The organism is Thermodesulfobacteriota bacterium (genome assembly GCA_026415035.1).
Taxonomy (GTDB): Bacteria; Desulfobacterota; BSN033; order BSN033; family UBA1163; genus RBG-16-49-23.
On the sequence record JAOAHX010000001.1, the window covers coordinates 109,904 to 131,015 of the forward strand.

Sequence of the window (21,112 nt, forward strand, 5' to 3'; positions counted from 1 at the left end):
CTCCTATCGATTGATCGGTGTCGTATTCCCGGGTCTCCTGAAACCGTTCTTCAATCTCTGCCCCAATTGGAGGAGGTCCTGTTTCTCCTTCAATTCCTGGGTGAGATGTTCGTTCAATTTGTTCTTCGCCAAATTGGCGGCCAACACAATGGCATTCATGATCGCCTTGGCGTTGGAGGCGCCGTGGCAAATGACGCAATTCCCATTCACCCCGAGCAAGGGGGCTCCCCCGTATTCTGAGTAGTCGAAACGTTTTTCCAGGCGTCGGATGGCCCGTTTCATAAAGAAGTAGGCGATCCTCGCCCTGAGATTGTCCTTGGCCTCCCATTTCAGAAGGCCGTGGATGGTCTCCCACAACCCCTCGCTGATCTTCAGGGCGACGTTGCCGACAAACCCGTCGCAGACGATCACATCGACCTTTCCGCTATTGAGGTCTCTTCCTTCGACATATCCCACATAATTGAGGTCCATCTGGGAGAGGATCTCATGGACCTCGCGGGTCAAGTCGTTGCCCTTCCCCTCCTCCTCGCCATTGCTCAGCAGTCCGATCCGGGGCTCCTTTTCGCCCAGAATATATTTGGCATAGGCATCGCCCATCAGGGCGAATTGAACCAAATGCCAGGGCTTGCAATCGACATTGCCCCCCGAGTCGATGAGCACCGTATGCCCCTTAAAGGCCGGATGGATCGTGGCGATGGCCGGCCGGTCCACCCCCTCGAGCTTCTTAAAAATGAACATGGCCAAGGCCATGGCGGCGCCGGAGTTGCCTGCGGTCACCACGCCGTTGACCTGCCCCTCTTTTTCGAGATCGATGGCCACCTTGATCGAGCTCTCCTTCATCCGTCTGAGGACGGTGGAGGGGGAGTCGTGCATGGCCACGACATGAGAGGTATGGTGGACGTAGATCGGGAGTTTGGAGGTGGGATATTTGGAGAGTTCCCGGCTGATCTGATCTTCGTCTCCCACCAGCACCACCTTCACCCCATGCTCTTTGGCCGCCCGAACCGCACCTTCAACCGTTGTCTGCGGGGCATAATCGCCGCCCATGGCATCGACAGCAATTTTCATTGCTCGCTCATTTCCTATTTTTCTTCGGTAACCTGGATGATCTCCCTTCCTCTGTAGGTCCCGCAATGGGGGCAGACATGGTGTGGCAATAGCGGTTCGTGACATTGGGGACAGTGGGTATAAGTCGGACCGCGTAACCGATCGTGGGCCCTTCGCTTATCCCTTCTTGAAGGAGAATGCCGCCTCTTCGGAACTCCCATCTTTCCTTTCCTTTCTCCATCTCCCCTGGACGCATTTGCGATAGGGGGGAGGGGTTAGGGTAATTTGAAAGCCTTCAGAACCTGAAATGCCGAATCCAGCCCCTTATGAACGCATTGACACGTCGAAACGTTGAGATCCGTTCCGCATTGGGAGCAGAGCCCTCGACATCCCTCCTGACAGAGGGGCTGAATGGGGATTTCCAGGAAGATCTGTTCGCAAGCGATCTCGGAAAGTTGGATCTCTCCTCCTTCGTAGAAACCCATATCGAGTTCATCGTGGGAGAGGTCCATCTCTTCCTTGAACGTCGCCCCCTTTAACGGGTGGAGGTGGAGATCGTAAGAGGTGGCGATCGGATGAGGAAATTCTTTGAGACACCTACCACACCGTAACAGGACCACCGCTTCCACCTCTCCTCGGATCAGGACCGATCGTCCCACCTTCTTGATGCTCACCTCGGACTTTAAGGGGCCCTCAAAAGAAAAATCGATCTCAGAGAGTTGATCCAGATAACCCGCAAGCTCCAGGGGATCCTCTTGCCATTTGAGCTCCAATCCTTCCTCTGGGATGTCTTCCAATTTTAGGGTCAGCATTTTTAGCCCGTCGAGCAAGAAATTAGACTGTTAAATATAAAAGAAATTCCCCCTTTGTCAAGGGGGACTGGCGATCCCTCTCTCGATGGGGAGGGGAGGGTGTTTCAGAGGCGAGGGTCGATCGACGAACGATCGATGGATCAAGGGGCCCTGGGAAATAACTTGAGTAGGTGGTCCAGGGATTCTTCAGGCCTTCGCAGGCGGAGGAAGGATTCGAGTTCCAAGAGGTCAAAACCGGAATAGGCCTCCGAAGGAATTTCCACCCCGAAAAGCTTTCGCAGGCGCTCCTTCTGCCGGTTTTTCAAAATGATCTCGTACGCTTTATAATCCGGGTCCTCGGGACCCGTAAACAGCCTTCCTTCATAAGAAGGATACGGTGAAGCCACCTCCCTTTTCTCCCCCGGGTCAGCCCATGCCGCCATGGCGAAGGTAAATACGAAAAATAGCCAAAGCCTCGCAAAACTTTTCACGAAATTATCATAGGGTATCTTCGGCCAAAAGTCAAGCAACCCTCTCCCCTGCGGCCACGTCTCTTGTAAGAAGCCGAACTCTATGTTAATTTTAAACCGAACGCATGATCCCTCCTTCGGTCCTCCACCAGATTTTCGCGGCCATGGAGCAAGGGGTCGTCTTTATCGACGACCGAAACCGGATCGCCTACTTCAATCCCGCCGCCGAACGACACCGGGATACCTCCCTGAAGGAGATGGTGGGCCGTTCCATCCTGGACTGCCATCCCGAAAAGGTCCATGCGAAACTATTAAAAATTATCGAAGAGCTGAAATCGGGGAAAATCGAAGGCCACCACCTGATGAACGTCCAGCTGGTTAAGGGAAAGTTTTATGACAACACCTACACGGCTGTCTATGGGCCGGACCATCGATATTTGGGCACCCTCGTGGTCTCTCAGGAGGTGACAGAGCGCAAGAAGGGGGAGGAGAGATTGAGGGAAGCCCTCAAAAAGCTTGAGGCGGCCAACGAAGAGTTGGTCCGCTTAAACCGCCTGAAGGATGATTTCCTCTCCAACGTTAGCCATGAATTGAAAACCCCGATGATCTCCGTCATGGGCTATATCGGGATGATCCTCGCGGAGAAGGTCGGCCCCCTCACGGAACAACAGAAGAGGTTTTTGGAGATTTCCTATAAAAACCTCCACAAGTTGGGAAAGAACATCGACAACCTTCTGGAGCTGGCGGAGATCGGGATCCGAAAAGAGGGCTATGTCTTCGAGCCGGTCGATCTGGTGAAGACGATCCAATTCGCCTGTGCGACGATCGAACCCCTGGCCAAGGAATATCAAATCCACGTGGAGAGGCAAATCCCAGAGGGCCCCCTGATCATTGAGGGCGTGCCGGACAAGCTCGACCAGCTCTTCAACAACCTGCTCTCGAACGCCATCAAATATAACCGTCCTGGCGGGAAGATCGTCGTCACCCTGACGGAAGATGATCGGTCCGCGGTGGCGCGCATCCAGGACACCGGCATCGGGATCTCTCACCAATCCCATCAAGAGGTCTTCACCCGATTTTTCCAAGGAGAGAAAAAGCCCCTTGGAGATTTGAGAGGCCTCGGGATCGGACTTTCCCTGGTTCAGGAGATCGTCCACCTCCACCAGGGCGAGATCAGGCTCCAGAGCGAACCAGGCCAAGGGACGATCTTCTCGGTCATCCTCCCCAAAAGGACCTCCGCGCCTCCCCAGGCCCCTCCCTCGTAACGAATCGACCTCTCAAGGCCTTAGGGTCCAACCCAAGGGCCTGGCGCAGAACTCTCTGGCGGCCTCTGTCCGATAGGGGGTCCGTTCGACATCGACGAGGACGGTGAAGCAGTGATCGAACCTCTGAAAGGTATATCGGGTGTAGGGAAAGTAATATTCGGCATATCCGTTCGGAAGGTGGACGTCGTTCAAAACCGCGAGGGTCTGATCTCGATCCTGGAGGCGGAGATCGGCCCGAAGGGGGGGGCCGTCGTTTCTCAATCTGACCCGAAACCGGATCTCCTGGCCAGGGCGGGCAGGGTCGGGGAACATCTCGAGATCTTCCACGAAGAGGGGTCCGATCTTCGCCTCCTTCAGGGTCCAGCCCGCATAGGTTCTGCGGGCACAGAACTCCCTCAGGAGATCGACCGGCCTCCTCGTCCGCTCGATATCGACCTCGACCGTGAAGCAGTGCTCGAAACGGGAAAACCGGTAACCGGTCGAAGGGAAGACGATCCGGTTGTGTCCCGGTTTGACCCAGATATCCTGGGCCGAGGTCACCACCTCATCCCGGTCTTTCACAAAGAAACTCAGCCTGGCCGAATACTGTGAAAAATTGGAGAGAATCGCCTCGAAACGAATCCTCTGCCCCTCCCAGACCGGATCAGGGATCATCTCGAGCTGGAGGATCTGAAGATCGCTCCGATGGATCTTCGGTTCCCACATCTCCCTCAATCTTTCCAAAGGGGGGATGGGCTGGGAATGGACGAAATGAGGGCCTATGCCCATGAAGGATAGCCCGGCGAGGATGAATAAGAGCTTTCTCATGTCTTCTCCCCTCCCTTCTTCAGGGTGAAACGGCTAAATCAGCCGCTTCTCGATCAAATGGTTCATGGCGCTCTGGCAGGAGGTGGTGGCCAGCGAGAGGGCCTCGGAGAAGGATCTCAGAACGTCTTCGAAGAGGGAGAGTTGAATCCTTCCGATGATCTCCATCAATTTTCTCTCCAGCTCGACGTAATGATCGAGGCCCATCACATTCTGGGCGACCCGGAGTTCTCTCAGAAGGCCTTCAAGATACCAGACCAGGACCTTTCTGCCCCCGGATGCTTCGGCCTCGTCCTTCACCGTGGCCAGGAGTTCGAGGAGGTTGATCCCGATGATCAACCCCGATTTCATCTTCTCGGAATACTGCAGATCGAGGATGGCTTCTCTCGTCTCCATGGTGGGGTCCTTTAGCGGTAGGGTTTGAGCCGCTCCAGAAGGGCGGGGTCGACCACGATCCCCAGCTTTCCCGCGAGGTCGGCATGTTCGATGGCCTGTTTAAACTCCCCCCTTTCGAAATAGAGGACAGCCAAATGGTAGTGGGGGAGGGCATATTTCGGATCGATCGCCAGGGCCTTCTGATAAGAGGCGATGGCCTCTTCCCATCTTCCCTGTTGGCGGTAGAGGCTTCCGAGGTTGAAGTGGCCCCGGGCATAGTCCGGCCTAAGTTCGATCGTCCGGAGGTAGGCGGAAAGGGCCTCGGACAGGTTTCCCTTGCGAAAGTAAATCGTCCCAAGGTTGGTCAAGGCTTCCACATAATGGGGGTTGATCTGCAAGGCCTTCTGATATTGGGCGATCGCCTCGTTGAGCTTTCCCTTCTCCCCATAGGCAACCCCCAGATTGAAATAGGCCTCGGCCAAATCGGGGTCGATACGGATCGCCTTTTGATACTGAGCGATCTCTTTGTCCCACTTGCCCTGCCTCCCATAGAGGAGGCCGAGGTTGAGGTGGGCCCTCGCATCGTTGGGATTCAATTTCAGGACGTGCTGGTACTGCTCGACGGCTTCATTCAAATTCCCCCGCTCGGCCGCCTTGTAGGCCAGATGGAAATGCTCCTCGGCATTGAGGGCTCGATCATGCCGCGTGGCCTGGCGGGAGGGCCCGCAGGAAAAGCCCAGGCAAACGATGGCGAAAATGATCAACCCCCTCCCCTTCCGTTTCGACATCCTTTCCCTCCACCTTTTCCTTAACCAATCCTTCCGAATAAAATCAAGGGAGTTTTTTTCGGTTCTTGCAATGGGAGTCGAAATCTCTTAAGGTGGGGGCAGGCTCATGGGAGTTTGGGTCGATCTCTACCAGAGACGCTTCTATTATGGATGGGTCATCGTCGCCCTGGCCTCGATCTCCATGGCCTTCTGGTATGCTTTTCGGACCTCCTTCTCTCTCTTCTTCGTGGCCTTGATCGACCACTTTCAATGGAGTCGTGCCGAGACCGCCGGGGTCCAATCCCTCGGGATGCTGGTTTACATGGTGATGGCTCCTCTGGTGGGCTACCTGGTCGACCGGATCGGACCTCGAAGGGTCCTCCTTCCCGGCGTCCTGCTGATGGGATTGGGCCTCCTCCTCTGCACCCAGATCGACTCCCTCTTCGATTTCTATTTCTATTTCGGAATCATCGCAGGGGTCGGGGTCACCTGTCTCAGCATCTCTCCCTTTACAGCCCTCCTTTCCCACTGGTTCGAAAAAAAACGGGGAACGGCCAATGGCCTTGCCAGCCTGGGCATCGGGTTGGGCCCTCTCGTCTTTGCCCCCCTCCTTCAATATCTGATCCAAGCCAGGGGGTGGGCGTTTGCTTTTTCGATCTTTGGCCTGCTCGTCTTTGCCATTCCCCTTCCCTTGATCGCCCTTTTCTTGAGGCATAGACCTGAAGACCTCGGACTTCATGTCGACGGGGTGTCCTCCCCTCCCTGCCCGACGCCCCGAAGAGAACGGTGGCCCGAAGGCCAGCCAGGGCTCAAGGAGCTGATACCGTCCTTGAGATTTTGGTCCTTCTTGCTCTTCCCCTCCTTGGCGATCTTTAGCGTATACATCGTCATGGTTCACCATGTGCGTTACTTGATCGACCTTGGGATAGACCGGATCGAGGCCGCCTCCCTTTTGGCCTCCATAGGAGCCCTCTCGGCTGGATTTCGATTCTTCTGGGGGTGGATTTCCGACCGGTGGGGCCGAGAGAGGACCTACACCTCTGGGGTGATCTGCCTGGCTTTGGGCATCCTTTTTCTGATTCTTTTTCAGCCCCTCTCCCTTCCCTTCCTCCTCTATCTTTTTGCCCTCCTCTTCGCGGCGGGTTGGGGGTCCATGGCCCCGATGTTCATGTCCATTGCGGGCGATCTCTATAAGGGAAGACGTTTCGGGTTGATCTACGGGATGCTCGAGGGCATGATCGGGATCGGTGCGGCGGCCGGGGCCTGGGTGGCGGGACTCCTTTTCGACCGAACCCAAACCTATCTCTATTCTTTTCTCCTGGCGATCCTCGCCTCCCTCGCCTCCCTCCTCTTGGTCTGGCACGTGGCCCCCCGAAAGTATCGAAGAGATCCCACCGCTCTCCCCTGCTGATCCTCTCTTTGCCAACCTCGCCCCTTATGTGATAAGATTCAAACGTTAAAGAAGGAGGAGCGATGGAAACACAGGACCGATATACATCCCTCCGGCAGGACGTGAGGAGGATCGTGGCGGAGGAGGTCAAACATAGGGCGAGAGAGATCGAGGAGAGCGACCAGTTTCCCTTCGATATGGCAAATCGATTTTTTGAGGAAGGATATCTTCAACTCCTGATTCCGAAGGAGATGGGGGGCCAACAGGGGGATATCACCTCCTTCTGCATCCTCGCCGAAGAGGTGGCCAAGGTTTCGGCCTCGCTCTCCCTTCTGATCATCGTCCAGAGCGTCGGGACCCTACCGGTCCTGATCGCCTCCGATGACAGGCAGCGGCGCCTTCTCTGTTCTCAGATCGTTAAGGACCGCCTCATCATGGCCTTCTGCCTCACCGAACCCCACGCGGGATCTGATGTGGCCTCCCTCCAGATGAAGGCGACCCGGCAGGGCGAGGGTTATCTCCTCAACGGAAAAAAGAGCTTTGTCACCAACGGAGGGATAGCCGATCGGTATGTGGTCTTCGCCAAAACCGACCCCAGCCGGGGGAGGCGAGGGATCTCGGCCTTTTACATCGAGAAAGATCGAAAGGGATTGTCCTTCAGCCCCAAGGATGACAAGATCGGGATGAGGGGCATCCCCTCCTGCACGATCACCTTCCGGGACGTCTCCATCCCGTCTGAGCATCGGATCGGCCAAGAGGGGGAAGGGTTTAAGATCGCGATGGAGACGCTCAACCGTTCTCGACCGGCCATCGGGGCCCAGGCCCTGGGGATCGCGGAAAGTGCCATGGAGGTGGCCGTCGTCTTCGCCATGAGACGGAGGCAATTTGGGAAACCCATCGCTAAACTCGAAGGCATGCAGTTCATGCTGGCCGAAATGGCCACCCTCATCGAATCGGCCAAAGCCCTCGTCTACAAGGCGGCTCATCACCTTGACCACGGGCTACCCCATGCGACCAAGTATTCGGCCATGTGCAAATACTTCGCCTCGGACGTGGCCATGAAGATCGCCACCGATGCCGTTCAGATCCTCGGGGGATATGGCTGCTTGAGAAACAGCAACCTCGAGAGGACGATGCGGGATGCCAAGATCACCCAAATCTATGAAGGAACCAACCAAGTCCAGCGCTTTGTCGTCGCCGAACAGCTCATCAAGGAGTATCTCGAAACCTACGGAACCCAGAGGGACTGGGTAGAATTTTTTTGAGCTTGGAGAAAAAGGGGGGAGAGATCTGACCAAGCCTATTCTCATCATCGAGGATGAAAAGGACATCGCCGATCTGATCGAATACCATCTGACCCAATCGGGGTTCCAGGTCCTCCAGACCCAGAGCGGTCCCTCCGGACTGGAGCAGGCCAGAAGGCTTCGCCCTGCCCTCATCGTCCTTGACCTGATGCTTCCGGGCATGGATGGGAGAGATCTCTGCCGTGCTTTGAAATCGGATCCCGCCACCCGGTCGATTCCCATCGTCATGCTCACCGCCAAGGCGGAGGAGGTGGATCGCATCGTGGGCTTCGAAATCGGGGCGGATGATTACGTCACCAAACCTTTCAGCCCGAGGGAGTTGGTCCTCCGGATCAAAGCGATCCTGAGAAGGAAGACCGAACCCGGGGAAGCCGAAAAGGTCATCCAGGTGGAAGACCTGCTGATCGATGTGGAACGCCATGTCGTTTCCCTCAAGGGGAAGCCGATCCCTTTGACCTCTACCGAGTTCAAACTCCTTCTCGAATTGGCCTCCCATCGCGGTCGGGTCAAAACCCGCCAATATCTCCTCGATCGGGTATGGGGGTACACCTACGAAGGCTACGCACGCACCGTCGACACCCACATTCGGCGATTGAGGGAGAAGCTCGGACCGGCAGGCGACTGGATTGAAACCATTCGGGGCGTGGGTTACCGGTTTCGGGAAGAGGAAGAATGAGGATCCAGATCAAGGGACGCGGGCTGGCCCGGGTGGGCATGACCTTTTTCCTCTTCCTCCTCCTCCAATGGGGGATGATCACGTTCCTCCGAATGTCCTTCCCTCTGTCTTCTTTGGTCAGCTTGATCGTGCTCACCCCCCTGGCCTACCTCTTCCTGATGCCTTCCCAAAAAAATCGCCCCCCCTCTTCGGGACCGAGCGATCCATCCGAAAAAACCGGACCGGACCTCCTTCAAGAAATCTTCAGGGAGAAGGAGTATCTCCAAATCATCTTGAAAGGCATGACCGAAGGGGTCTTGGTGGTCGATGGGGAGGGCCGCATCCAGATGGTGAACGAAGCCTTGCAAAGGTTCTTTCCGCTTCCCCCGGAGGTGGTCGATAAAACCCCCTTGGAGGTGATCCGAAACGTCGAGTTGGCGGAGGCCTTCCGACAGGCCCTCACCGAAGGAAAGACGACCTCCTTCGAATTGGCCCTCCCTTCCTTCCCCGAGAAATGGTTCGAGGTCACCGTCGTTCCCATCCCTTCGACGCCCTCTCCCTCTAAAACCGGCCGAAAACGCGGTGGGGCGATCGGCGTCTTTCACGATATCAGCCGGCTCAAGAAGCTGGAGCGAATTCGGCAGGACTTCGTGGCCAATGTCTCCCATGAGTTGCGCACCCCTTTGACGACCATCAAAGGTTATGCCGAAACGCTCCTCGAGGGGGCCTTGAAGGAGGAGGTGGCCTACTCCTTTGTCGAGGTCATCAAAAAACATACCGACCGGTTGACCCAGATCGTGGAGGACCTCCTCACCCTTTCGAAGATCGAGTCCAAAGAGTTCCACCTCGCCCCCGAACCCCTTTCGCTCTCAGAGGCCCTGGAGGAGGCTTGGGAGTCGATCGAGGTCTCGGCCCGTAAAAAGAAGATCTCTCTCGTCAAACCCGAGGGGTTAGGGGAGGTCGTGGTCCAGGCGGACCGGAAGTATCTGACCCAGATTTTGATCAACCTCCTCGATAATGCCATCAAATATAATCGGGAGGGGGGGGAAGTCAGAATCGAGGTGGCCCGGAGGGGAGGCAAGGAATTCCAGATCTCCATCCATGACAACGGGATCGGCATTCCCAAGGAGGACCTTCCGAGGATCTTCGAACGCTTCTACCGAGTCGATAAAGGGAGGTCGAAGGAGTTAGGGGGAACAGGATTGGGCCTGTCCATCGTCAAACATCTGGTCCAGGCCCACGGGGGCACCGTCTGGGCGGAGAGTCAGCTGGAGAAAGGATCGACCTTCCACTTCACCCTTCCCTGCGACCCTCAGAGATTTTGAAAGAGATCCTTTACCCGTTCGAAATCCGATTCGGCGATGTGGACGACGAACAGGGCCTCGGGCTGTTCTTCCATGGCCGACCCGTAAATATAGTCTATGTTGACCTTGGCCTCTCCAAAGCGACTGGCGACCCGGCCGAGCATTCCCGGACGGTTGAGCAGCCGGAAAACCAGAACCTCATCCAGATGGACGAGGTGATTGGCCTCGAGGAGCACCTTCTCGGCCACTTCGGGTTTATCCACCAAGATTCGAATCAACGAGTAATCCGCAGAGTCTTTCAAGATGCCCCGATAGCTCTCGGCCAGGGCAATGCGTCGCCCCGTCTTCTCCCTCATATTAAAAAGCTCTTTGACCGAATCCTTCGCATTCTGGATGCTCATCGCCAAGATGTTGATATGGGCCTCCTTCAAGATCTGGCACATCTTGGCCAGTTCTCCGGGAGCATTGTTCAGTATGACCGAAAGTTGGGTCCTCCTCTCCATCTCCCCTCACCTCGTTTCTTCCCCCCGATGCGGTGGAACATAACCGATTTCGCCCCCCGAGGTCAAGAAAGGCGAAGGCCCCCCTTCAGGAGAATTTCACGTCCCCGTCACTCCTTTGTAACAATCAAGAGGTAAGCTGACCCTAATGAACAGATGGCTTCGATGCGATCTCCACATCCACACCACCTGGAGCGACGGCGAGTTGCCTCTGGACCGGGTCATTCGACTTTACGGGGAAGCGGGGTTCGACGCCATCGCCATCACCGATCACCTCTTCGACACCCAGTCCCCCAGGAGCCTCGAAATCTACGAGGAGGGCAAATCGGTTCAGGACCTCAATCGCTATTTTAAATCGATCGACGAGATGGCCAAGAAAGCGAGGGAGGCCTATGACCTCCTGATCCTCCCGGGCTTAGAAATCTGCAACTTAGTCGAAGATTATCACATCCTCGGGATCGACTTAAGAGAGGGGGTCAATCCGAATCAGTCCGCAGAAGAGGTCATCCGTCAAATCCACGAGCAGGGTGGCCTGGCCATCGCCTCCCATCCCCCTCTGAAGCTCTCTTATTTTCTCAACGGAGATCTCGAATCCCTTCATCGCCATCCCCTTCGCCTCTGGACGCATCGAGACCGCTATGCCGGTCAGATCGACGCCTGGGAGATCGGAAACGGCGAAGACCTGTTTGGAGATGTGGGATTGGAACGATTCCCCTATCTGGCCAACTCCGATTTTCACAAACCCCATCACCTCTACTCCTGGAAATCGCTCATTTTCGCAGAAAAAGAGAAGGAGAGTCTCAAGAAGGCCATCGGGGCGAAGCAGGTGGCGATCTTCTTCTTTGAAAATCCACAACGGCAAGGGAGGGCCTTCCTGGGGAAGAGGCCCACTCCTTCCAAAACCAGGGGAGGCCAAATGGCGCAAACCAATCGCGGGAAAATCTTGATCGCGGACGACGAGAAGGATCTGGTCGAAATGCTGGCCTATCATTTCGAGCGGAGGGGGTATCAGGTCCTCAAAGCCTTCGATGGGTATGAGGCCTGGGAAAAGATCACCTCCGAGCCTCCCGATCTTCTGATCCTCGATCTGATGATGCCCCATCTGGATGGGTGGGAACTCTGCCGGCTAATCCGCCAGAGCGAGCACGGGCCCACCCGGAGCATCGGGATCCTGATGCTGACCGCGCGGGCGATGGAGGAGGACAAGATCCAAGGGCTCGAAATGGGAGCCGATGACTACCTCTCCAAACCCTTCTCCCTAAATGAGCTGATGTTACGCGCGGAAAAGCTGGTAGGGAAGAAGCGATCCTTTGATCAATTGCAGGAGGAGAGAAAGAACCTTCAGACGGCTCTGGAGGTGAAGGAGGCCCAGGTGAAACAGGTGGTCCACGATTTGAAGTCCCCTCTCCTGTCGATCGGATGTTCTGCTAAACGAATGCTCCGTCGCACGGAGGACCCGGAGACGGCCCAGATCCTTCGGTCCATCCTCGACGGAAGCCTCCACCTGACCCGCTGGATCGACGAGATCCTCCTGTCCCAAAATCTGAGGGAATCCAACTGGAAGGACTTCTGCCGGGAGGTCGAGGGAAGGTCACTCGTCCAGGAAGCCATCCGCCTCCTCCACATGATGGCTGAAGAAAAAGGGGTGGAGATCGCCTTTTGCGCTCCCCCTCCCTATCTGAAACTCTCCCTCCACGAGCCCCTGATGCTTCGGGCCTTGGTCAACCTCCTTGCCAATGCCATAAGATACTCGCACCCGGGAGGGAAGGTGGAAGTGACCCTCCGTCACTATTTGAACCGAAGGGGTTCGGGCGTGATGGAGCTGACGATTCAGGACCACGGGGTGGGCATCCCGGAAGAGGACCTGGGAAAGATCTTCGAACCCTACTACCGGGGGAAGAACGTTCGGGACGGAGAGGGAAGGGGCATCGGACTGACCTTCGCCAAAGAGGTCATCGAGTTACATGGGGGAAAGATCCTGGTTCAGAGCGAACTGGGAAAGGGAAGCACGTTTTATCTCTTGTTACCCATCCGGGAGGCGCCACAAGAGGCCCCCGAAAGCATCGGTCCGTCGCCCTCGGACCCTCATCTCACCCCTTCGTGAAGACGAGGAGGGCTCTGAAGAGATTTTAGAACGATTGAGGCTCCTCCTCTGAGTCCCGCTCTCGAAACCGGTATCCGACCCCCCTGACCGTCTCGATACGGTCTCTCTCAGGTCCAAGCTTGTCTCTCAATCGCCGGACATGGGTATCCACGGTCCTTGCATAACCTTCGTAGGTGTATCCCCAGACCCGATCGAGGAGCACCTCCCTCGTCAGCACCCTTCCCCTCTTCGAGACCAGCTCAACCAGGAGTTTAAATTCGGTATGGGTCAACGGGACGGGTTTCTTGCCGACCATGACCCGGTGCCTCTCCACGTCAATCACCAGATCGCCGATCTCAAAAAGTGTTTCGCCCTCCTCCTGGGTCTGCTTTCGATTCAGGATCGCCTTGACCCTCAGGACCAGTTCTTTGGGACTGAAGGGTTTGGTGACGTAATCGTCGGCGCCCAATTCGAATCCGACGATGCGATCCACCTCTTCCGCCTTCGCGGTAAGGATCAAGATCGGGATGGAACGGGTGGAGGGATTGGCCTTCATCGCCCGACAGATCTCTTTCCCATCCATGTCCGGGAGCATCAAGTCTAAGATGATGAGGGGTGGCTTGGACCGTTTGACCTGTTCAAGGGCGGTCGTCCCGTCGGGGGCCGTGGCGATGGGAAACCCAGCTTGTCTGAACTGATATTCCACCAATCGCGCAATATCCGGGTCATCCTCGACAACCAGAATGGGATTCATTGCGCCAGGCACTCCTCATTCTTGGGAAAAAGGTCGGTTTAGTTTTCCACAGACCCATCCATGGGCAAGGGAAAGGAGGCGTCTTAGCAAACTGGGAAGGCTGATCCATACCCTCAGCAATCTCAGGCGCCCCAAAAGGGTAAGGAAAAGGGGATGGCGCTCGATAGCCCCTCTCATGCGCCCACCCCTTTCCGGTTCGTTCATACCCGATCCTCTTTACAGAAATGTTTCATTCCGATGAAATTTTGATGGCGTGGGAAGCGCAATTTGAAACCCGATGGGATGGAGGTCTCCTTGGGAGGTGCTTCGGAACGAAATTGCCATCCAATGGTCACCTGATTGTCACATAAGGAGGTTAGGACATTCCTAAAAAGGGTCTTCCCCTCAGGAAAGGAGCGGGAGATGGAAAAAATTAAGGTTCTTTTTATCTGTGCCCATAACAGCGCCCGCAGCCAGATGGCCGAGGCATGGGCCAATCATCTCTGTGGCGATTGGATTGAGGCCGACAGCGCCGGCCTCGAACCCGGGACCCTCAACCCATTGGCGATCGAGGTGATGAGAGAGGTCGGGATCGATATCTCCCATAAAAAGCCCAAGAGCGTCTTCGAGCTGGTCAAGGCAGGAAAACTCTATGCTTATGTCATCACCGTCTGCGATGAGGCCAGTGCTGGCCGTTGCCCGGTCTTTCCAGGGGTGACCAAGCGCCTGCACTGGAGCTTTCCCGACCCCGCGGAACTGACCGGAACAGAAGAGGAAAGATTGGAGAGGGTGAGGAAGATCCGGGATGACATCTGTGGGGCCGTCGAAGAGTTCTGTCAAATGGTGAGGGGCAAGAGGTAAGCGGTCCGCGTGGGGACGAAATCGGCCGAAGGGGCTTGGATGCCTCAGGCCTCCGATTTCAAGCAGGTCTCGATCACGGCCCTTAAATTTTCTCTTGACTCCCCGAGATGACGGAAGTATCGGTTTCGAAGCTCCATGATGAACATTCCCTCGTAGGAGGGAAGGTAAACGGACAAGAGGTCGGCGATCGGGATCTCCCCCCACCCCACCGGCATGTGGGCGTCCCCCCGTCCGAAGGGGATTTGATGGGTTTGGATCTTCTCATGGTAATAGATAGCCCCCCCGTAATTATCGTGGACATGGGTATGGGCGATAAGAGGGGCGGCGGCCCGGACAGCCTCCACCGGGTCAAAGCGATAAAAGAGGGCGGCCATATAGAGATGGCCTAAATCCAGATTGATCCTGACATTGGGCCTGCCGATCCGGGTGACCTGATCAAGTAGCCACTCCATCTTCTCGCCATAACAATAGGGACTATGATGGAGGTAGGGCCTGGCGTTTTCGATACAGATCACGATCTGGGGGTATTCCTCCGAAAGCCGTAAGATCCGTTCCCTCTCGATCTCCATTAAACGATCGGCCACCTGCTTAGGGAGGGGGGTGCCGTTACGAACGGGGAAGGTCTCTTCGGGAACGAATCGGCCCGCGTGGTAGACCAGAATACGGGATCCGATGGACAGGGTAAATTCGAGGCTCGCCTTGAAGACCGAATAGTGGATCTCCGGATTCCACTGGTCCATCAAATTTAATGGGTTGGGGCTATGGACGCTGTAGGAAAAATCGAAGTCGTTTAGAATCCGTTGGACCTCTCGAAACCTCCGCTCATCCGGAAGGCCTCCTTTGATGGCATCGACCCCGTGGACCGGAATCTCCACCGCTTCCATCCCAAGGTCGGCAAAGTGCTGAAGGTCCCTCCGCAGGGCCTCCAGGTCTCCGTCGATCCGAACCTCATCGATCTTGCAACCGATCTGGAACAAGGCCACCTCCCGTTCAAACCCTTACCTAAAATATTTTCAAACCCCTTTTCCATACGCCCTTGATCACCGGGATGGGGGGCTCCCATCTCACCTGGAGGAGATCGGCCCGCTTTCCCTCCTCAATCGCCCCACGGTCCCTGAGGTCCGATACCTGGGCGGGATGGAGCGTCACGGTCGCCACAGCCTCGGGCAAGGAGAGGCCCAACTCTTGATAGAGGAGATAGGCGCCGTGAAGGAGACTGGAGGGGACATAATCCGACGAGAGGAGGTCGAGCAACCCTCTTTTGCCTAACTCCCTCGCAGAGACATTGCCCGAATGGGATCCCCCGAGGATGAGGTTGGGAGCGCCCATCAGAATCCTCAATCCGAAGGATCGGGCCGCCTTGGCGGCCTCGATCGTCGTGGGAAATTCACAAAGGACGATCCCCTCGGAGGCGGCCTCGGCGACATGCTCGGAGGTGGTATCGTCGTGGCTTGCGACCGGCAGCTGGCGCTCTTTGCAGAGCCCCAAGATGGCCTTTCTGTGACGGGAGGCATAGAGTCTCTGATTCGACTGCCGGGTCTCGATCAACCGCCTCATCTCCTCATCGCTCAGACCATACCTTCCCTGATAATACTGGACCATCTTCGCCAGGCTGGTGAACTGTCGTTGTCCCGGGGTATGATCCATCAAGGAGACCAGTTTCACCAAGGGATGGGGAACCAGTCTCTCGAAGATCTCGAGGGTATGGGGATAACCGACCTCGCACCGAAGGTGCAACAGGTGATCCGCCCTGAGGAAACCCCGCTCCTGGGCGGCCAAAACCGCCGACATCATTTCGTCGAGGTCCCTCATTCGGGTGCTGTTCTCCACGAGGTCTCCGATGGCCAGGGCGTCGAAGACGGTCGTGATGCCTGCCGTCACCACGGCCGCGTCGTGGGAAAGGATCGCCGCCAAGGGGGGCCATCTCACCCCGGGCCGTGGGACCACGTGGGTCTCGAGGTGGTCGGTATGGAGTTCGATCAGGCCCGGGAGAAGAAAATCGCCCTCCAAATCGATCGCCTGGGGCAGATGACTCCTTCCCGTATCCACCGCCTCGATAAGGCCTCGGCGGACCAGGAGGGTCCCCTCAAACACCTCCTTCGGTGTCACGATCCTCGCACGGGTCAGGATCACTTCATGGCTCATGACCAAATCCCCTCGTCCACCATCACCCTCCGGGTGGAGACGGCCTCCCTCACCTCCCGGTCATGAAAGACCCCTACGATCGCCGCTCCCCTCGCCTTTGCCTCTTCGATGAATTGAACGACGATTCGGCGATTCGTCTCGTCCAGTGAGGCGGTCGGCTCGTCGAGAAGGAGAATCGGATAAGGGAAGATGAAGCCCCTGGCCAGGTTGACCCTCTGCTGTTCCCCTCCGGAGAAGGTCGTGGGTGAAACGTTCCAAAGTCGTTCGGGAAGGTTGAGACGCCTTAGGAGAACCATGGCCTGATGGCGGCCCTCCTCCTTTGTCGCCCCGGCACGCCAAAGCGGCTCGGCAACGACATCGACAGCAGGAACCCTCGGGATCACGCGAAGGAATTGGCTCACATAGCCGAGGGTGTGCTTTCGAATATCGTAAACCTGCCAGGGCTCAGCCCTAAAGAGGTCCACCCAGTTCTCCCGATGGTAGACCCAGACCTTCCCGTCGTTTGGCTGATAATTTCCATAGAGGATCCGAAGCAGGGTGCTCTTCCCGATGCCCGAAGGGCCGCAGAGGGCCACACATTCGCCCGCGCCGACCTCCAGGTCGACTCCCTTCAGCACAGGGAGGTTGAGCCCCCCCTGAAGGTGGAGCACGAAGGTCTTGATGACTCTCTCTGCCCGTAATCTTAGATCCATATCCCGATCCGCCCCCTCCCCCTCAGGCTTGAAGTACCGAGGAGACGAGAAGCTGTGTATAAGGATGGTGAGGGTCGTCCAGAACCTGATCGGTCAGGCCGGCCTCCACCACCTCTCCATCCTTCATGACCAACAGGCGGTGGGCCAGAAGCCTCGCCACCGAAAGATCATGGGTCACGAGGACCAGGGAGAGATTTAACTCGGCCACCAATCTCCGGAGCAGGTCGAGGAGCCGGGCCTGGACCGAGACATCCAGCCCTCCGGTCGGCTCGTCCATGAGGACGAGGCGTGGGGAGGTGACCAGGGTCCTTGCAAGCTGAAGTCTCTGGAGCATTCCGCCCGAGAAGGTCTCGGGAAGGTCCGTCGCTCGGGTCGGGTCGATCTCCACCCGGTCGAGCCACCGGAGGACTTCCTCCCTGATCCTCCCGTAATGGCGCTCCCCCAGGGCCATCAACCGCTCTCCGATATTGGCCCCAGCACTGACCTTCATGCGAAGGCCCTCCCTCGGATTCTGCCTCACCATCCCCCATTCCGTTCGCATCAGATGACGCTTTTTGGATTCAGGGATCTGGCCGAGGTCAACCCAACCCTCCCCCTCCATCCGGTAGAGGATTTGTCCTCCAGAGGGTTCGACTTGATGAGAGATGGCATGGAGGAGGGTCGTCTTGCCCGATCCCGACTCCCCCACGATCCCCAGGACCTCTCCGGGCCAGAGGTCGAAGGAGATCCTCCAGCATCCGAGACGGGGACCATATAATTTCGAAAGATTCACCACCCTCAAAATAGGATCGGGTTCCTTGGGCACGACCCTGCCTCTCATGGGGAATCCTTTTTCAGGGCCGACGATCGGGCTCCGACGATCTTGGGAGAAAAGGCCGGTGGCCGTGGGGAGGTGGTCCTCCGGCCCTGGCAATAGTCTGTGTCGGAACAGACGAAGAGTCGGCTTCCATGGTCATCTAAGATGATTTCGTCCAAGTAGCTCTCCCTCGATCCGCAGAGGGCGCAGCACTCCTCCCAACGTTCGATCTCGAAGGGATGATCCTCGAAATCGAGGCTTTTGACCGAGGTATAGGGAGGGATGGCATAGATCCGTTTTTCCCGGCCCGCGCCAAAGAGTTGGAGGGCGGGCATGTGGTCCATCTTGGGGTTATCGAATCTCGGGATGGGAGAGGGGCTGGCGATATAACGTTGATGGACCAGAACAGGATACATGAAGGCGGTGGCGATCCGGCCATGGAGGGAAATGTCCTCGTAGAGTTTGACATACATCAAGCCGTAATCGGCCAGGGCGTGCATCTTTCGGGTCTCTGGCTCCCTGGGTTCGAGGAACCTCAGGGGCTCTGGGATGGGCACCTGATAGATGAGGATCTGCCCCTCCCGGAGAGGTGTCTCGGGGATTCGGTGTCGGGTCTGGATCAAGGTGGCTTCCGTCGTCCTCTCCGTCACCCTCACCCCGCTCGTTTTGACAAAGAATTGCTTGATGCTGACCGCATTGGTCGTATCGTCTGACCCTTGGTCGATCACCTTCAGGACATCTTCGGGTCCGATGAGCGAGGCGGTGATCTGGATGCCACCGGTGCCCCAACCGAGGGGGAGCGGCATTTCACGGCTCCCGAAAGGGATTTGGTGGCCGGGGATGGCAATGGCCTTAAGGAGAGTCCGACGGATCATTCGCTTCGTGCCTTCGTCGAGGTAGGCATAATTGTATCCCTGGGCACCTATCGAAGTTTCCGCCTTCAGCCGTTTTCTCAGGCTCAGGGGCCTTTTCATTTTCACTCCTTGCCTCCGGAGGATTTCCTCCCCTCCCTCAATTTTCGAATCAGGCTCAATTCGGCCTGGAAATCGACGTAGTGGGGTAGCTTGAGGTGCTCGACGAAACCGGAGGCCTGGACGTTGTCGCTGTGCATCAGGACAAACTCCTCGTCCTGGGCAGGTGCCTCCACGGGTTCCCCCCACTCCTTTCCCCGCAAGGCCCGATCGAGCAGCGATATGGCAATGGCCTTTCGCTCACAGTGGCCGAAGGTGAGCCCATAGCCCCGGGTCAAACAGGGGGGTTGTTCCGAGGTCCCTTTGAATTGGTTGATCATCTGGCACTCCGTCACTGTAATCTCTCCGATCTCGATGGGGAAGCCTAATTCCGGCGGGACGACCTCCACCGACACCTCTCCCACCCGGATCTCTCCGATAAAAGGGTGATTGTATCCAAAACCCCGTTGTGTCGAATAGGCCATCGAGAGGAGGAATCCCTCGTCCCCGCGGGCCAGGTTCTGGAGCCTGAGGTCCCGTGGCGCCGGAATCTGCAGGGGCTGAAGGGTGAGATCTTGAACCTTTTCATCAGGATCACTCTTCTCTGCCAGGACCAAACCTTCCTGGTTGAGGAAATCGATCACCCTTGGGAAGTCGGCCTGCTTTTGAGAAAGACCCATGGGGATCAAGTTCGTCTCTTCCGGGGGATTGGAGGGTCCGAGGAGCGAAAAATCGAGCAAGCGATGCGTATAATCGTAGGTCGGTCCCAAGATCTGCCCCCCCGGGATATCCTTAAAGGCCGAGGAGATCCGCCTCCGGATCCTCATCCTGGAAGTATCGATCGGAGAGGAGACACCAAAACGCGTCAGCGTGGTTCGATACGCCCGAAGTAAAAAGATGGCCTCGATCAGATCGCCGGCGGCCTGCTTGATGGCCAGGGCGGCCAATTCGGGGTCATAGAGGGAGCCCTCCGCCATGACCCGGTCCACCGCCAGATAGAGCTGCTGCCGCACCTGCTCGATGCTCAACTCCGGAACCGAGGGATCGCCCCTCCGGACCTCGGCCAGAAGACGATGGGCGTTTGAAATGGCCTTCTCTCCGCCTTTGGTGGCTACGTACATGACGACTCCATGACCCTCGTGGTTCGGGGCAGCCCTACGATCGCCTCCCTCGAGAGGAAGAGGACATCGATGCCCAAGGGATAACGGTGGTGATTGAGGTCCCAAGCCTTCCAGAAGGCTTCGGTCAATCCCTCGATCGCGATCCGTTCTTGGGACCGGATCCCCGGCCCGATAAACGTCCTTCCTGTGCCGGAGATGAAGCCCTCGACCTGAATGAGGAGGGTGGCCGATCTTTCTGGAAACTCCTCCTCTCCTGGGGAAAACGGTTCCAGATCGATCTCCGACCCGGGCTTCGTAAAAATCCCGAAACTGGCAAGAGAGGGAGCCTCGACGATGGGACATCCACAGTGGAACCGGAGCCAATCGACCATCTCGGCCGTCTTCCCATAATCGACCCAAAGGGGCGTCTCGAGATCGAGCAGGGTGAGACAGACGGCCCCGGTGGTCGGGTAAAGGGGGTTGGGGGCGGCCTGGGCGGCTGGCATCGGAACGACCCTCCCTGGGTAGGAGAGGGCTTTTAAAATCTGTCGAAAAGTGGCCTGGCTTTCGAAGACCGGGTTTGAAAAACCCGGAAGGAGTTGGCCCCAAGCGGGTGGCTTCATCCGTCGTCCTCCCCTCGAACCAGTGTGAAGAACTCGACTCTCGTCTCCGAGATCTTCTGGGCCATCCTGGCCTCCCGCTTTCGGTTCGCCTGCTGGAGCCTACGGATCACGAGGTCCATCAATGCCTCATGCTGCGCAGGGTCTTGCAAGAGGGCATCGAGGAGGGCGGCCAGTTCCGCATGTCGTGGATTTCGGCCTATCACATAAGCGGTTCCCTGAAACCCTTCCCTCACCTGAACCGTGCAGCGGGTCACTGTCACCTCTCCGAGGTTGAAGGGCTTTCCCGTTCCCCCGGCCCTCGCCCGGACCATCACCAACCCCGTCTCGGGAGGCCTCAAAAAGCGGTAATGGGGCCTCTCCCCCAAGAACCCCCAGATCTCCTCCAGCTCTTTGGGGTCGGCCTTCGCCAAGATGGACATCCATTCTCTCCGGGTCAACGGCTCCATCCTTTCTCTCT

General features: G+C 57.1%; 24 protein-coding genes. 7 read left to right on the forward strand and 17 right to left on the reverse strand.

Going from position 1 to position 21,112, the window contains the following annotated elements:
- Positions 1–3: 3 nt before the first annotated feature.
- The 4 genes from plsX to N3G78_00535 all read right to left on the reverse strand — a co-directional run bounded on the left by plsX (position 4) and on the right by N3G78_00535 (position 2,245).
- Positions 4–1,068, reverse strand: coding sequence for a phosphate acyltransferase PlsX (gene plsX / locus N3G78_00520; GenBank protein ID MCX8116398.1), 1,065 nt, complete (start codon positions 1,066–1,068; stop codon positions 4–6).
- Between the two features lie 14 nt (positions 1,069–1,082).
- Positions 1,083–1,268, reverse strand: a complete 186-nt coding sequence (gene rpmF, locus N3G78_00525) for a 50S ribosomal protein L32 (GenBank protein ID MCX8116399.1) — start codon at positions 1,266–1,268, stop codon at positions 1,083–1,085.
- A 54-nt stretch (positions 1,269–1,322) separates the two neighbouring features.
- Complete coding sequence (locus tag N3G78_00530; GenBank protein MCX8116400.1) at positions 1,323–1,877, reverse strand: DUF177 domain-containing protein; 555 nt, start codon at positions 1,875–1,877, stop codon at positions 1,323–1,325.
- A 122-nt stretch (positions 1,878–1,999) separates the two neighbouring features.
- Positions 2,000–2,245, reverse strand: a complete 246-nt coding sequence (locus N3G78_00535; GenBank protein ID MCX8116401.1) for a hypothetical protein — start codon at positions 2,243–2,245, stop codon at positions 2,000–2,002.
- Positions 2,246–2,433: 188 nt separating this feature from the next.
- Here N3G78_00535 and N3G78_00540 point away from each other — a divergent pair, with 188 nt between their 5' ends.
- Positions 2,434–3,573 carry an ATP-binding protein gene (locus N3G78_00540; protein ID MCX8116402.1) on the forward strand — a complete coding sequence of 380 codons (1,140 nt, stop codon included), beginning with the start codon at positions 2,434–2,436 and terminating at the stop codon, positions 3,571–3,573.
- Positions 3,574–3,585: 12 nt separating this feature from the next.
- Here N3G78_00540 and N3G78_00545 read toward each other — a convergent pair whose 3' ends face one another.
- Genes N3G78_00545 through N3G78_00555 form a run of 3 tightly spaced genes read right to left on the reverse strand, consistent with a single transcriptional unit; the run spans position 3,586 to position 5,540 of the window.
- Positions 3,586–4,380 (reverse strand): hypothetical protein, encoded by a 795-nt coding sequence (locus N3G78_00545; protein ID MCX8116403.1) that lies wholly within the window; start codon positions 4,378–4,380, stop codon positions 3,586–3,588.
- A gap of 33 nt (positions 4,381–4,413) precedes the next feature.
- Positions 4,414–4,773 (reverse strand): hypothetical protein, encoded by a 360-nt coding sequence (locus N3G78_00550; GenBank protein ID MCX8116404.1) that lies wholly within the window; start codon positions 4,771–4,773, stop codon positions 4,414–4,416.
- Positions 4,774–4,784: 11 nt separating this feature from the next.
- Positions 4,785–5,540 carry a tetratricopeptide repeat protein gene (locus N3G78_00555; protein ID MCX8116405.1) on the reverse strand — a complete coding sequence of 252 codons (756 nt, stop codon included), beginning with the start codon at positions 5,538–5,540 and terminating at the stop codon, positions 4,785–4,787.
- 106 nt (positions 5,541–5,646) lie between these two features.
- Here N3G78_00555 and N3G78_00560 point away from each other — a divergent pair, with 106 nt between their 5' ends.
- The 4 genes from N3G78_00560 (at position 5,647) to N3G78_00575 (ending at position 10,193) form a co-directional block, all read left to right on the forward strand.
- Positions 5,647–6,930 (forward strand): MFS transporter, encoded by a 1,284-nt coding sequence (locus N3G78_00560; GenBank protein ID MCX8116406.1) that lies wholly within the window; start codon positions 5,647–5,649, stop codon positions 6,928–6,930.
- A 62-nt stretch (positions 6,931–6,992) separates the two neighbouring features.
- Positions 6,993–8,174, forward strand: coding sequence for an acyl-CoA dehydrogenase family protein (locus N3G78_00565; GenBank protein ID MCX8116407.1), 1,182 nt, complete (start codon positions 6,993–6,995; stop codon positions 8,172–8,174).
- A gap of 25 nt (positions 8,175–8,199) precedes the next feature.
- Positions 8,200–8,889 carry a response regulator transcription factor gene (locus N3G78_00570; protein ID MCX8116408.1) on the forward strand — a complete coding sequence of 230 codons (690 nt, stop codon included), beginning with the start codon at positions 8,200–8,202 and terminating at the stop codon, positions 8,887–8,889.
- Positions 8,886–10,193, forward strand: coding sequence for a cell wall metabolism sensor histidine kinase WalK (locus N3G78_00575; protein ID MCX8116409.1), 1,308 nt, complete (start codon positions 8,886–8,888; stop codon positions 10,191–10,193). Before N3G78_00570 ends, N3G78_00575 begins: the two co-directional genes overlap by 4 nt.
- Here N3G78_00575 and N3G78_00580 read toward each other — a convergent pair.
- Complete coding sequence (locus N3G78_00580; protein MCX8116410.1) at positions 10,181–10,675, reverse strand: ACT domain-containing protein; 495 nt, start codon at positions 10,673–10,675, stop codon at positions 10,181–10,183. The two genes, N3G78_00575 and N3G78_00580, sit on opposite strands and share 13 nt — an antisense overlap.
- 145 nt (positions 10,676–10,820) lie before the next feature.
- Between N3G78_00580 and N3G78_00585 the strand changes: the two genes are divergently transcribed.
- Positions 10,821–12,776, forward strand: coding sequence for a response regulator (locus N3G78_00585; GenBank protein MCX8116411.1), 1,956 nt, complete (start codon positions 10,821–10,823; stop codon positions 12,774–12,776).
- A gap of 25 nt (positions 12,777–12,801) precedes the next feature.
- Here the strand turns inward: N3G78_00585 and N3G78_00590 are convergent, their stop codons facing one another.
- Positions 12,802–13,509, reverse strand: a complete 708-nt coding sequence (locus N3G78_00590; protein MCX8116412.1) for a response regulator transcription factor — start codon at positions 13,507–13,509, stop codon at positions 12,802–12,804.
- Positions 13,510–13,911: 402 nt separating this feature from the next.
- Between N3G78_00590 and N3G78_00595 the strand changes: the two genes are divergently transcribed.
- Positions 13,912–14,349 (forward strand): arsenate reductase ArsC, encoded by a 438-nt coding sequence (locus N3G78_00595; GenBank protein ID MCX8116413.1) that lies wholly within the window; start codon positions 13,912–13,914, stop codon positions 14,347–14,349.
- Between the two features lie 44 nt (positions 14,350–14,393).
- On the opposite strand, the gene N3G78_00600 is transcribed toward N3G78_00595, so the two are convergent.
- Genes N3G78_00600 through phnG form a run of 8 tightly spaced genes read right to left on the reverse strand, consistent with a single transcriptional unit; the run spans position 14,394 to position 21,101 of the window.
- Complete coding sequence (locus N3G78_00600) at positions 14,394–15,326, reverse strand: sugar phosphate isomerase/epimerase (protein ID MCX8116414.1); 933 nt, start codon at positions 15,324–15,326, stop codon at positions 14,394–14,396.
- Between the two features lie 25 nt (positions 15,327–15,351).
- Positions 15,352–16,494 carry an alpha-D-ribose 1-methylphosphonate 5-triphosphate diphosphatase gene (locus N3G78_00605; GenBank protein MCX8116415.1) on the reverse strand — a complete coding sequence of 381 codons (1,143 nt, stop codon included), beginning with the start codon at positions 16,492–16,494 and terminating at the stop codon, positions 15,352–15,354.
- Positions 16,491–17,186 carry a phosphonate C-P lyase system protein PhnL gene (phnL, locus tag N3G78_00610; GenBank protein ID MCX8116416.1) on the reverse strand — a complete coding sequence of 232 codons (696 nt, stop codon included), beginning with the start codon at positions 17,184–17,186 and terminating at the stop codon, positions 16,491–16,493. The genes N3G78_00605 and phnL overlap by 4 nt, the downstream gene beginning before the upstream one ends.
- 22 nt (positions 17,187–17,208) lie before the next feature.
- The gene (gene phnK / locus N3G78_00615; protein MCX8116417.1) at positions 17,209–18,006 is read right to left on the reverse strand and encodes a phosphonate C-P lyase system protein PhnK; all 798 of its coding nucleotides are present in this window, start codon (positions 18,004–18,006) and stop codon (positions 17,209–17,211) included.
- On the reverse strand, positions 18,003–18,956 hold the full coding sequence (locus N3G78_00620; protein ID MCX8116418.1) for an alpha-D-ribose 1-methylphosphonate 5-phosphate C-P-lyase PhnJ: 954 nt from the start codon (positions 18,954–18,956) through the stop codon (positions 18,003–18,005). The genes phnK and N3G78_00620 overlap by 4 nt, the downstream gene beginning before the upstream one ends.
- 2 nt (positions 18,957–18,958) lie before the next feature.
- Positions 18,959–20,053 (reverse strand): carbon-phosphorus lyase complex subunit PhnI, encoded by a 1,095-nt coding sequence (locus N3G78_00625; GenBank protein ID MCX8116419.1) that lies wholly within the window; start codon positions 20,051–20,053, stop codon positions 18,959–18,961.
- Positions 20,044–20,655 (reverse strand): phosphonate C-P lyase system protein PhnH, encoded by a 612-nt coding sequence (phnH, locus tag N3G78_00630; GenBank protein MCX8116420.1) that lies wholly within the window; start codon positions 20,653–20,655, stop codon positions 20,044–20,046. Before phnH ends, N3G78_00625 begins: the two co-directional genes overlap by 10 nt.
- Complete coding sequence (gene phnG / locus N3G78_00635) at positions 20,652–21,101, reverse strand: phosphonate C-P lyase system protein PhnG (GenBank protein ID MCX8116421.1); 450 nt, start codon at positions 21,099–21,101, stop codon at positions 20,652–20,654. Before phnG ends, phnH begins: the two co-directional genes overlap by 4 nt.
- Positions 21,102–21,112: the final 11 nt, after the last annotated feature.